At 72.0% G+C, this 11,705-nt stretch carries 12 protein-coding genes; 3 read left to right on the top strand and 9 right to left on the bottom strand.

Features of this window, described 5'->3' with window-relative positions:
- Positions 1–18 precede the first annotated feature (18 nt).
- The 6 genes from ACRWNP_RS05125 to ACRWNP_RS05150 form a co-directional block, all read right to left on the bottom strand.
- Complete coding sequence (locus ACRWNP_RS05125) at positions 19–279, bottom strand: SUKH-3 domain-containing protein (RefSeq protein WP_431959833.1); 261 nt, start codon at positions 277–279, stop codon at positions 19–21.
- A 33-nt stretch (positions 280–312) separates the two neighbouring features.
- Positions 313–2,283 (bottom strand): hypothetical protein, encoded by a 1,971-nt coding sequence (locus tag ACRWNP_RS05130; RefSeq protein ID WP_431959726.1) that lies wholly within the window; start codon positions 2,281–2,283, stop codon positions 313–315.
- 5 nt (positions 2,284–2,288) lie between these two features.
- Positions 2,289–3,110, bottom strand: coding sequence for a nucleic acid/nucleotide deaminase domain-containing protein (locus tag ACRWNP_RS05135; RefSeq protein WP_431959727.1), 822 nt, complete (start codon positions 3,108–3,110; stop codon positions 2,289–2,291).
- Between the two features lie 38 nt (positions 3,111–3,148).
- Positions 3,149–3,730: an SUKH-4 family immunity protein gene (locus ACRWNP_RS05140; protein ID WP_431959728.1), complete on the bottom strand. Its 582-nt coding sequence runs from the start codon at positions 3,728–3,730 to the stop codon at positions 3,149–3,151.
- A 54-nt stretch (positions 3,731–3,784) separates the two neighbouring features.
- Positions 3,785–5,518, bottom strand: a complete 1,734-nt coding sequence (locus tag ACRWNP_RS05145; protein WP_431959729.1) for a nucleic acid/nucleotide deaminase domain-containing protein — start codon at positions 5,516–5,518, stop codon at positions 3,785–3,787.
- 173 nt (positions 5,519–5,691) lie between these two features.
- Positions 5,692–6,312 carry a hypothetical protein gene (locus ACRWNP_RS05150; protein ID WP_431959730.1) on the bottom strand — a complete coding sequence of 207 codons (621 nt, stop codon included), beginning with the start codon at positions 6,310–6,312 and terminating at the stop codon, positions 5,692–5,694.
- Positions 6,313–6,349: 37 nt separating this feature from the next.
- Between ACRWNP_RS05150 and ACRWNP_RS05155 the strand changes: the two genes are divergently transcribed.
- From ACRWNP_RS05155 to ACRWNP_RS05165, 3 genes are read left to right on the top strand one after another with little or no spacing between them, the layout of a single operon-like run.
- A complete protein-coding gene (locus ACRWNP_RS05155; protein WP_431959731.1) occupies positions 6,350–7,111 on the top strand; it encodes a GNAT family N-acetyltransferase in 762 nt (253 codons plus the stop codon).
- 51 nt (positions 7,112–7,162) lie between these two features.
- Positions 7,163–7,978: a helix-turn-helix domain-containing protein gene (locus tag ACRWNP_RS05160; RefSeq protein WP_431959732.1), complete on the top strand. Its 816-nt coding sequence runs from the start codon at positions 7,163–7,165 to the stop codon at positions 7,976–7,978.
- Positions 7,975–8,175 (top strand): DUF397 domain-containing protein, encoded by a 201-nt coding sequence (locus ACRWNP_RS05165; protein WP_431959733.1) that lies wholly within the window; start codon positions 7,975–7,977, stop codon positions 8,173–8,175. The genes ACRWNP_RS05160 and ACRWNP_RS05165 overlap by 4 nt, the downstream gene beginning before the upstream one ends.
- 22 nt (positions 8,176–8,197) lie before the next feature.
- Here ACRWNP_RS05165 and ACRWNP_RS05170 read toward each other — a convergent pair whose 3' ends face one another.
- The 3 genes from ACRWNP_RS05170 to ACRWNP_RS05180 form a co-directional block, all read right to left on the bottom strand.
- Positions 8,198–9,670 carry a GH1 family beta-glucosidase gene (locus tag ACRWNP_RS05170; RefSeq protein WP_431959734.1) on the bottom strand — a complete coding sequence of 491 codons (1,473 nt, stop codon included), beginning with the start codon at positions 9,668–9,670 and terminating at the stop codon, positions 8,198–8,200.
- Positions 9,671–9,745: 75 nt separating this feature from the next.
- Positions 9,746–10,666, bottom strand: coding sequence for a carbohydrate ABC transporter permease (locus ACRWNP_RS05175; protein ID WP_431959736.1), 921 nt, complete (start codon positions 10,664–10,666; stop codon positions 9,746–9,748).
- A 5-nt stretch (positions 10,667–10,671) separates the two neighbouring features.
- The gene (locus tag ACRWNP_RS05180) at positions 10,672–11,703 is read right to left on the bottom strand and encodes a carbohydrate ABC transporter permease (protein WP_431959737.1); all 1,032 of its coding nucleotides are present in this window, start codon (positions 11,701–11,703) and stop codon (positions 10,672–10,674) included.
- Positions 11,704–11,705 lie beyond the last annotated feature (2 nt).

Below are 11,705 nucleotides of genomic sequence, written 5' to 3' on the forward strand. Positions count from 1 at the left end.
GGCGTCGACGGGGCCGCGTCAGGCGTAGAGGTCCTCCGCGTCCCGCAGAGTGCTCCCGGAAAGGCGGCGGGCGAAGGCCTCGTAGACGTCGTGGCCCAGGAAGTACGGCCCGCTCCAGTGCCGGTAGAACACCCGGCCCAGGTCGTCCGCCAGCACGATCCCGAGCTCCGACGTCTCGTACCCGACGGGGAGGACCGGTCGGCGCAGGCCGCCGGCCGGCTCGGCGAAATCCTCGGCGTCGCCCTCGTAGCCGACGTCGGGCCGGACGACGAGGGCGATCTCGGGGGCTTCCCGCGTACGGTTCGCCCACCGCTACGTCCACAGCCGGTCGAAGTGGAGCCGGAGGCCGTACGTCCCGCCGGGGCCGGTGACGGTGAGGGCGCCGTCGGGCGTGAGGGCGATGCCGTCGGCCCGGTGCAGCAGCGGAAGAGGGTGGACGCGGGCGCCGAGCAGGTCCCAGACGCCGGCCCGGCCGTCGGCCCAGGCGGCGACGGCGACCGGGCCGTGGGCGGGGGTGTCGGCGGCGGTCAGCGCGGTGATGACGGAGTCTCGCCGCTCCACGGGCTCCGGCATCGGTTCGTCCGAGGTCGCCCACAGGCGCAGGGTGCCGTCCAGCCCGCCGCTGAGGCAGAACGACAGGTCGTGCCGGGCCGAGTGGACGTGGGCGACCGCGGAGACGGGGGCCTGGTGCAGGGGGCGGCTGAGGGGTTCGGGGTCATACGCGGGGGAGCGCCAGACGTGGACGCGGCCCGCGGCGTCACCGACGACCAGGAGACCGGAGGCGGGCACCGAGGCCAGGGCCGAGGGGCCGTCCGGGTTGTGGCGGTGGGCGGCCTCGCCGAAGGCGACCGTGCCGGGCGGGACGGCGTGCAGAAGCCGGTCGCGGTCGAGGAGCAGCAGGCCGTCGCCGAGGGCCGCCAGCGCGAGGGGCCGTAGCTCGGTCGGGGAGGGCACCCTGCGCAGGTCCGCGCCCGTGGCCGGGTCGAGGGCGTGCAACCGGCCGAGGGGATCGGCCGCCAGCAACTCCCCTTCGACCGTGCCGGGGCCGAGCGCGGTGAAGGACTCGCCGGGGCGGAACCACTCGGCGGTCCAGGTGTGCCGCTCGGCGATGGGACGCAGCAGCGCGGCCATCTGCGGCGCGGCGGCGAGCGCGGCGGCCTGCAGGACGGCGGCGCGCTCGGGGTCGCTCATGCCGGGCGTCGTCAGCACGGGCGCCGCGCGGCGCCACACGGGGGCCAGCGCCGCGGGGGCCGCCGTCGCGGTGTCCGGGTCCGAGAGGGCCGCCGTCAGGGCGGTCGCGGAGCCGTGGACGAGGAAGCCCGCGTCGCGCAGCAACCGGTCCGCCGTACCGGCGCCGACGGCGTGGCCGAGCACGTGCTCCCGAGCGTAGGAGCTGGTCGGGGCGCGGGACTTGAGGACGTCGACGATGCGTTCGTCCAGGCCCGCGACGACGGGCCCGCCGGGCGGCGCCTCGTACCCGGCTCCCTCGGGCAGGCGCTCCACGGCGGCGGCGACGGCCGCCCGTGCCGCCGGGTCGCCGGTCAGGTGCGCGTGCAGCAACTCCCACACGTCGGCGGGGACCGGGCCGCGCAGAGCGGCCAGCGTGTGCAGCGCGGGACGGGCCGGCTCGGGCAGCCGCGCCCACCACAGGGCCGGTACGTCGCCCTCGGCGGGAGGCCCGGGGACGGTCGCGGCGAGGCGGGCCGTCGCCGGGTGCGGGAACACCTGGTCCGCGGTGAAGGCGGCGCCGGCGGGGACCAGCCCGGCGTACCAGGCGGCGAACGCCGCGCGGTCGGTCAGCGCGGGGTCGTCCAGGTCGACCACGAACGCGCCGTCCGGAACGCTTTCGGCGTCCCGGGCCTCGAGCAGCATGCGCACGTGCGGGAAGGCCAGCAGGGGCTCCACCAGGGCCTCCCGGCAGCCCGGCCGGGCATGGTGCAGGTCGGCGAAGCCGAGGGTCAGCGGACGCGGATCGGCATGGATGTGACCCAGCAGGTCCTCCGGGGAGAGCGGCCCGTATCCCAGCTGCCGCCCCAGTTCCCAGGACACGGCGTCCGCGGTCAGTCCGCGGGCCGGGGTCAGCCCGTGCACCATGGTGCCGGGGTCGCGCTGCGCGCCGGCCACGAACCACGCCAGCAGATGGCTCTTGCCGGACCCGGGGGAACCGGTCACCGCCAGCGGTGCCATGGCGCCCGACGTCGCCCACTCCAGGACCCGCCGCGCGGCGGGCCCTCGGCCGGCCCCGAGAGCGGGCCGGTCCGCCGTCCCCAGTTCCCCCGTCATGTCCCTCAGCCCTCCTGTGCCGCCGCCTCGCGCAGCTTGCGGATGCCGGTGGCCCGGGACTCGGCCGTCTCCCCGTAGGGGAAGTTGTGCGTCAGCCCGGCCTCCGGGAAGAGACGCGCGAGCGTCATCGAGCAGTAGTGCCCCGGCATGAAGCACGACTCCAGTTCGGTGTGGATGCGCCTGACCTGCTCCGGTTCCACCCCGGCCGCCCGCAGGTTCGCCCACAGCCGCTCCTCGGGGTGCACGCAGATCCCGCCCGAGGAGGTCAGGATCTTCGCCTCCCCGTCGGCGTCCACGACCTCGAACGCCGCGAACCACTCCGCGCTCGCGGTGTCCCGGATGTCGTCCAGCACCTGCGGCCACCAGTCCTCGCGGTCCGCGAACGCCGTCCCGTCCAGTTCCCGCAGCCGCGTCTCCAGTGTCGCGAACGCCTGCGACGCCGCCTCGGGCCGGTCGGTGCCCGCGATCGCCGTGAGGGCCTCGTCCAGCGCCACCAGGCCCCGGGTGAACGCCTCCAGCGTGCCGTTCACATGCCGCTCGGGCTCGTCGTAGCCCACGAGGACTCCGCGCACGGCGCCGTCCGGGGCGAGGCAGATCTCGTACCCCCGGTCGGTGCCCAGGCGCAGGTACTCCCGCGCGCGCTCGGGCACCTCCTCTTCCTGCGCGTCCGCGAAGGCGACCAGGGTCTCCGGTTCCTCGGGCGACGTGGCGAAGTACGGCCCCACCTGCAGCGGGACGACCACCCCCGGAGCACTCGCGAAACGGCGGACGCCGCCCTCGCCGAACCGCGCCACCACGCTTGCCGTCACCTCTGGGCGGCCGTCCATTGCCTGTCGTCTCCTTCTTCTGGTCCTCCGGCGCCGCCTCAGCCGGCCACGCCGTCGAAACCCTTCGAGGCATCCTGGAGGAACAGGGACCACGGGCTGTTCTCGTTTTCGAACGCCATGGGCTCCAGTGGACGCAGCTCTGCGAGGAGCCGGTCCGCCGCCCCCCGCGGGTCCCAACGCGCCGCGCGCACAGCGGCGTCCGGGAACTGCGGGTCGTAGGCCGGGCGTTCGCGTTCGGCGGCGCAGAGGAAGTACGCGAGCGAATGCAGGTCCTCGTGGAGGGGGAACATCTCCGGCTCCGCCTCGGGCAGTGCCCAGACCCGCCCGGACGCCCCGTCCAGGACCACGTGGTCGTAGTGCAGCTGGGCCAGGTACAGGAAGCCCGCGGCGCCCGGAGGGGCGTCGTCACCCAGGTGCCAGTCGTGGATGGTCGTCATGTGCGTCGGGAAGTCCGGGTCCAGCACGAACAGGCCGCTCTCCTGGAGGGGCAGGCCGATGCTCCGCAGGAACGCGCGGGAGGGCCCGTGGGCGATGAGGGACATCGCCGGGTCGTCCAGGGTGACCAGCTCACCTGGAGGGAAGACGGACTCCAGCATGGCGCGTGTCACCGTCGGCGGCATGATCCCCTCTCCTGCACATCATGGGTGTGGGCGGTCGTTCGCGGGCTGCCGATCCTACCGGCGGCCCGCCCTGAGGTCGTCGAGGTACCCCTTCATGATCGCGTTGCCCCTGTCCTGGGATGCGGCGTCCCCGTACTCCACGCTGTGGCTGACATCGACGTGCGGCATGTACCCCTCCAGCCAGTAGGCGCAGGTGGGCGACTTGTCGTAACAAGGTTCCCGCTCCGTGTACATGTGCGTGACGTGTCCGTCCATCCCCCTGTCCAGGAACGGTGTCGCCAGGCGCTTCTCCGAGTGGTAGGGGCGATCGCTGTAGGCGACCAGTACGAACTCATGGTCGTTCGCGTCGTCACGGTAGTGGGCGGCGGCGAAGTTGTTGCTGGTGAAGGTCTCGTCCTTCGTGCCCTGCTTGTCGTACGTCCCGTAGTGGCCCTTCGCGTGGCGTGCCCTGCGGGTGGCGTCCGCCAGGGGGGTGGACGACAGCGGGACCTCGGTGGACTCCTTCTTCTTGGCGGGCTTGCCGCCGGGCAGCTGGCGCACGGTCCGCTTGCCGGGCTGCGGGATGCTCGTCCGGTCCGTGGTGTTGCCGTCACGGTCCTCCAGGAGCCGTGTGATACCGGACTTCTTGTCCTCGTCGGTCAGATCCACGAGCCGGCCCTGGTCGTCCAGGCGCCTTATCTGTCCGTCCGACTCCAGCACGTAGACCGGCTTGCCCCTGCCCGTCTTCTGCAGCTGCTGCAGCTCGGTCGCGATGCTGTCATCGTTGTCGCGGTGGTTCTGGTGCATCTGCTTGAGGCCCTTGCGCATGTCGCCGCGCACATGGCCCACGGCCTTCTCGGCCGCCTCGCCGATGCCGTCCACGATCTTCGTGGCGATCGGCATGATGTGCTCGGCGATCTCGCCGCGGCCGCTGGTGCGGCCCTTGGCGTTGCGTGCCCGGCCTATGTGCCCCTTCGACTTGCCGTGCAGGGAGCCGGTGATGCCGTCGAGCTGGGTGTCGATCCGGTCGAAGCTGTCCCCGTCGCTCTGGAAGTGAGTGCCGCCACCACCCCCACCCCCACCCCCACCGCCACCGCCACCCCCGCCGCCTCCGGCGCTGGCGAGGGTGAAGCTGTCGGCCTGCTTCTTGGCCCCGTCGACGCCCTCGCCGAAGCCCTCCTTGCCGGCGTCGGCGGTCCGGCCCAGGTCGACGCCCTTCTGCAGGCCCAGGGCGTTGGAACCGACCTGGATGATCAGGTCGGCGGCCATCGACTCCAGGGCGGCGTAGATCGGGGCGGTGGCGATGGACATCAACTGGTCGACGACCTGGTTGATGACCTCGCGGAAGATCTTCTTCACGATCATCCGGGTCGCCTGGGTCGCGGCGGCCCCGGCGAAGCTCGACAGGCCCAGCGTGAAGGGGGCGGAGGCGATGGTCGAGGCTATCTCCACCGCCAGGATGCCCAGTTGGATGATCGCGGCACCTTTGGCGACCTCGATTGCGATTGCCACCCCGTCCAGCGCGACGGCGCCCATCCGCGCGGCCTCGGCGAGATTGGCCAGATGTGTGCCCTTGACCTTGCCCCAGTGGGCCTCGAAGGCGTCCATGGCGGCGCCCGCGTTCGCGCCCAGCAACTCCTGCACGGCGGTGTGGGCGTCCATCGCGCCGCCGTCGACGTCGTCCGCGAAGTCCCGCAGCGACGTGGCCATCTCGCGGTAGTCGTCCTCGTCGACGTTCGGCCAGGCAACGCCGATCAGGTCGAGCACGTACGCCAGCTCGTCGGGCAGCACGACGCCCACCGTGGACACCCCCGTGTCTTTTCTTGACTGCAGCAGCAGAGATTTTGACGCTACGTGAGAGGCATCAGTTCCTCAACTACCGGGGTTATGACGGACTGTGTATCGGACGCGCCACCTAAGCACGCTGTCGTCGCGCACGGTGATCCGGGCTCACGGCGCGGTGGTACGGCCACGGCCGCCCCCTACCGCTTCGGCCGCACCACGACGCCCGCTCGGTGGTAGGCGCCGTAGGACATGGCGTCGCTCCCGTCGAGCAGGATCACGTGCGCGCCGCCGCGGGACCAGCGGATGTGCCGAGTGGCGTCGATGTCCTTGTACGGCCAGGGGCCCGCGGGTTCCGGCTCCCCGAGGCGGTCGCGCAGCAGCGCCGCCACACGCCGGTACTCGGCGTCGTAGTCCTCCGCCGTCGCATCGCGCCGCACGTCGGGGCGGCTGTGCCAGGGCCCGAACTCGTTGTCCCACTCGGCCGGGTCGTCGGGGTCGGCGAAGTACGCGAAGGGGTGCAGGACGTAGCTCCCCTCACCGCACCCGGCGTGGGCGCACACGGCGTCGGGGGAGCCGTCGTCCATGCAGCCGGGAGGTTCGCCGAGTTCCAGCCACCAGTCGTCGACGCCCTCCTCGCGCCCCGGGAGGAACTGGACCTCCCACCAGCCGATGACGGGTCCTTCCTCCTCGTCCTCCGGGACCTCCCAGCCGTTGGCCACGAACGCGTCCTCGACCGCCCGGCGGCTCCACGGCAGTCCGGCCAGCGCGACCATCCGGTCGGCGAAGTCGCCGTCGGCCTGGAACAGTTGCATCGCCATGGGCCGTGACCCTAGCGGTCCCGCCTAGGCTGCCCTCATGTCAGCACCGGAAATGCCGCGGATCCGCGCCTTCGTGGCGGCCTTCGCCCGCCGCCAGGCGGCGCGCACCGTCGGCCTCCCCGGCGGCTTCGCCGCCCTCGACGACGCCTACGCGTACTCGCACGGCAACAACCACGTGGTCGTGGACGGTGCCGTGGATCCCGGGGCGCTGCCCGCCCTCGCCGACGAGGCGCTGGGCCACCTGAAGCACCGCGCGATCACCGTCCTGGACGACGCGACGGGCACCGCCTGCGCCGGGACCCTGGTCCGCGCGGGCTACACGGATTCCGTCGAGCTCGTCATGCTGCACACCGGCCCGGTCCCGGACGGCGGCCCCGCGGAGGAAGTGGACCTCGACGCCTTCCGGGAACCCCTCGCACGGCGTTGGCGCGGCTTCCTCCCGGAGGCCGACGACGAGGCGGTCCGGCAACTCGTGGACCGCCGCGAGGCCCGGCGCCGCGGCGCGGACGTCGTCCGCTTCATCGGCGCGCGGACCCCGGAGGGCGACGTCGCCTCCTGGGCGGATCTCTACATGGACCCCGCCTCCGGCATCGCCCAGATCGAGGACCTCGTCACCTCCGAGGCCCACCTCGGGAACGGCTACGCCGACGCCGTCCTGTCCACGGCGTTGCGCCAGGCCGCCGACGCCGGGTGCGCCACCCGTTTCCTCGTCGCCGACGCGGACGACTGGCCCCACCGCTGGTACGCGCGCCGTGGGTTCACCGTGATCGGCCGCTTCCACAGCTTCGCGCGCGACTGACGGTGCCGTTCCGTAGTCTTGTCGGCACGGAGAGTGTGGGGGTGGATGTGGATGACCGACGAGGTGACCCAGCCGCCGATGGCGTGGCGGTACTGCGGCAACCAGGTCAAGCTGTGGCGTGAGCAGGCGGGCGTCACCCGCGAGCAGTTGGCCCGCGAGGCGGCGTACGGTTACGAGACGGTGAAGTCCATGGAGCAGGGCCGCCGCCGGCCCAGCTCCCGTTTTCTGCAGATCGCGGATCAACTGTGCGGTGCCCAGGGGAAGCTCGCCGCGGCGGAGGCGTACCTCAAGCCGGAGAAGTTCCCGGCGAGGTCGCAGAACTTCTTCCGTTACGAGGCGGAGGCGGTCAGCCTCTGGTCGTACGAACCGCTGCTGATTCCCGGGTTGCTCCAGATCGAGGCCACCGTGCGCGCGCTGCTCGGCGCGCACCGGCCGCCACTGGACGACGCGGTCCTGGAGGAACGGGTCCTGGCGCGGCTGGAACGCCAGGCACTGTTGCGGCGCAGTCCGCCCGTCGAGTTCAGTTTCGTGGTGTACGAGGCGGCCCTGCGCTGTCCCGTGGGCGGCTCGGCAACGACGAAGCGGCAGCTTCTGCACCTGCTGGAGGTGGCCGAGCTGCGCAACGTCTCCCTGCAGGTGCTGCCCTTCGCTGCCGGTGCTCACCCCGGACTCAACGGGCCCATCGTGCTGCTGGAGACCCGGGAGCACGAACGGCTCGCCCTCACGGAGGGGCAGTCACTCAGCCTGCTGACCGCGGACCCGGAACAAGTGGGTGCGCTGACACAACGGCATGGCATGATCCGGACGGAGGCCCTCGGAGCCGACGAGTCGGCGCGATTCATCAAGCGGATGGCGGGTGAGGTATGAGCGGCGAACCGTCCTGGCGCAAGTCGACGTACAGCGACACCGAAGGCAGCAACTGCGTCGAGGTCGCCACCACCCCCCACGGCGTGCGCGTCAGGGACAGCAAGGACCCGGACGGCCCCTCCCTCTCCTTCACCCCCGCCGCCTGGACGGAGTTCCTGCGCGACGTGGGACGGGACGCGGCGCCCCCCTCCGAATAGTGCGCCGCGTCCCGCCGGTCCGTCACGACGCGGCGTCGGTCTCCGCCGTGTCGGGGAGCGCGCCCGTGCGGGCGACGCCCGCGTACCAGTGGGCGCTGGACTTCGGGATGCGCTCCTGCGTCTCGTAGTCGACCCACACCGCGCCGAAGCGCTTGCCGTACCCGTACGCCCACTCGAAGTTGTCCATCAGGGACCACAGGAAGTAGCCGCGCACGTCAACGCCGGCGCGCATGGCGCGGTGGACCGCCTCCAGGTGGACGCGCAGGTACTCCACCCGCTCGGGGTCGTGCACCGCGCCGTCGGGGCCCACGGAGTCCTCGTAGGCCGCGCCGTTCTCCGTGATGAGCAGCGGCAGGTCGGGGAACTCGCGGTTCAACCGGGTCAGCAGGTCGTACAGGCCCGTGGGGTCGACGGACCAGCCCATCGCCGTCCGCTCGCCCGGGGGCTGGTGGAACGCGACGTCGTCCGCGCCCGGCCAGGGGGAGAACTCGCTGGCGCCGTGGCTGTCGCTGCGCGGCCCGTCGACGGAGTCGCCGGACGACACGAGCGTGGGCGTGTAGTAGTTGATGCCCAGCACGTCCAGCGGGTGGCGCTTGATCGTGGCGAGGTCGCCGTCCTGGACGAAGGACCAGTCGGTCAGGCGGCGGGTGTCCTGGAGCAGGTCCTGCGGGTACGCGCCCTTGAACAGGGGGCCGGTGAAGACCCGGTTGCCGACGGCGTCGATGCGGCGCGCGGCGTCCACGTCGGCGGGGGAGCTGGTGAGCGCGCGGACCTGGTGCAGGTTGAGCGCGATGCCCAGCTGGGCGCGGGCCGGGAGGACCGAGCGCAGCGCCTCGGCGGCGCGGCCGTGGCCGAGGTTGAGGTGGTGGGCGGCGCGCAGGGCGGCGACCGGGTCGGTGCGGCCGGGGGCGTGCACGCCGGAGCCGTAGCCGAGGAAGGCGCTGCACCAGGGCTCGTTGAGGGTGGTCCACAGCTGGACGCGGTCGCCGAGGGCCCCGGCGACGATCCGCGCGTACTCGCCGAAGCGCTCCGCGGTGTCGCGGGCGGGCCAGCCGCCGGCGTCCTCGAGCTCCTGCGGCAGGTCCCAGTGATAGAGGGTGACGGCCGGCTGGATGCCGTGCTCCAGCAGCTCGTCGGTGAGCGCGCGGTAGAAGTCCAGGCCGCGCTCCACCGCCGGCCCGCGGCCGGTGGGCTGGACGCGGGACCAGGAGACGGAGAACCGGTAGGCGCTCAGGCCGAGGTCGGCCATGAGCCGGACGTCGTCACGGAAGCGGTGGTAGTGGTCGGCCGCGACGTCGCCGGTGTGCCCCTCGAAGACCTTGCCGGGGGTGTGGCTGAAGATGTCCCAGATCGACGGGGTGCGCCCGTCCTCGGCAGCGGCGCCCTCGATCTGGTACGCGGCGGTGGCCGCACCCCACAGGAAGCCGGGCGGGAACCGGTGGCCGCTCACCGCGGCGGTGCGGCTCGGTGCGGGACGCATGTCGGAAGCTGTCATACGGGAGCGCTCCCATCGGGACGAGTGAACAGGATAAGGAGAGGGGAAGGGGCGCGGCCGCGGCCGGGGGAGGGCTCAGCCCTTGACCGCGCCCTGCATGATGCCGCCGACGATCTGCTTGCCGAAGATCACGAAGACCAGCAGCAGCGGGAGCGTGCCGAGCAGCGCGCCGGCCATGATCACGGACTCGTCGGGGATGTAGCCGCGGCCGAGGCTGGTGAGCGCGACCTGTACGGTCGGGTTCTCCTGGGTCAGCGCGATGATCGGCCAGAAGAAGTCGTTCCAGGCCATGACGAAGGTCAGCATGCCCAGGACCGCCATCGCGGGGCGGGCGGCCGGGAAGACCACGTGCCAGACGATCCGCAGGCTGCTGGCGCCGTCGACGCGGGCGGCCTCGATGAGTTCGGTGGGCAGGGCCTGGGAGAGGTACTGCCGCATGAAGAAGACGCCGAAGGCGCTGACGAAGGTCGGCAGGACGACCGCCTGGAGGTGGTTCGTCCAGTCCAGGTCCGCGATCCACAGGAAGAGCGGCACCACGCTGAGCTGGGGCGGCACCATCATGGTGCCGATGGTCAGCATGAGCAGGAAGGTCTTCAGCTTGAAGTGCAGTTTCGCGAAGGCGAAGCCCGCGATCGTCGAGAACAGCACCGTGCCGACGGTGATGCTGCCCGCCACGACGACCGTGTTCAGCAGCGCCGTGCCGAGGTTGGCGTCCGTCCATGCCGTCCGCATGTTGCTGAAGAGGTTCGCGCCGAACCAGAACGGCGGCGGGGTCTGCGCCAGCCGCGTGTTCGTCCGGGAGGCGGCTATCGCGGTCCACACCAGGGGGAAGAGCGATATCGCCGTGAAGACGATCAGTACGACGTAGGTGACCGGGCCGGCGTGCATCTGCCGTCCGGCCTTGGGCGCCCCGGGGGTGTGGCGCTTCGCCTTGCGGGGTGCGTCAGCCGTGCGGGCCGGGGCCCGCTCCGGCGGGTTGGTCGAGATGGTGGCCATCGCCGTCACCCCTCCTGGCTCTTGTGCAGCCGGCGGGCGACCAGCCCGTTGACGGCGGCGATCAGCAGCAGGAGCAGGAACATCGCCCAGGCGATGGCCGAGGCCCGCCCGAGGTGGTAGTTCGTCCAGCCCTGCTCGTACAGGTACAGGCCCAGCGTCTGGAACTGGTGGGAGGAGCCGCCCTTCTCGCCGCCGGGGCCGCCGAAGAGGAACGGCTCGCCGAACAGCTGGGTGGCGCCGATCGTCGAGACCACGATCGTGAAGAGGATCGTGGGCCGCAGCATCGGGATGGTCACGTGCAGGAACTGCTGCCGGCGCGAGGCGCCGTCCAGCGCGGCGGACTCGTACAGATCGTGTGGCACGGACTGCATCGCGGCCAGGTAGATCAAGGTGTTGTAACCGGTCCAGCGCCAGATCACGATCGAGGAGACGGCGATCTGCGAGGACCAGGTGCCCGCCCGCCAGTCGATGTGGTGGCTGAACCCGAGGTGCTCCAGCGTCCAGTTGATCATGCCGTAGTCGGTGCCGAACATCAGCGTGAAGACCAGCGTCGCGGCGGCGACCGAGGTGGCGTACGGGGTGAGCATCGCGACCCGGAAGAAGGTCGAGCCGCGCAGCCTGTAGTTGAGCAGGTGGGCCAGGCCCAGCGCGATCAGCAGCTGCGGGACGGTGGAGATCACACCGATGGTGAACGTGTTCTTCAGGGCGTTCCAGAAGAACTCGTCCTCCAGCAGACGGGTGTAGTTGTGGAAGCCGACGAACTCGCGCGCGTCGAGGTTGGTCAGCTCCACCCGGTAGAAGGAGGACCAGCCCGTGTAGATCAGCGGGAAGAGGCCGAAGGCGGCGAAGAACAGGAAGAAGGGCGAGACGAAGGCGTACGGCATCGCCTTGACGTCCCACCGGTAGCGGCGGCTGCGCCGGCGGGCGCGTCGCTCGTCACGTGCGTCGCGCGGCCGGCCGGAGCCGTCGCGCGGGGCCGCGCCCCCCTTGGAGGGGGGCGCGGTCACCGCGGCCATGCCGGAGATCTCCGAAGCCATGC

This window comes from Actinacidiphila sp. bgisy160 (assembly GCF_965342435.1).
Classification (GTDB): Bacteria; Actinomycetota; Actinomycetes; order Streptomycetales; family Streptomycetaceae; genus Actinacidiphila.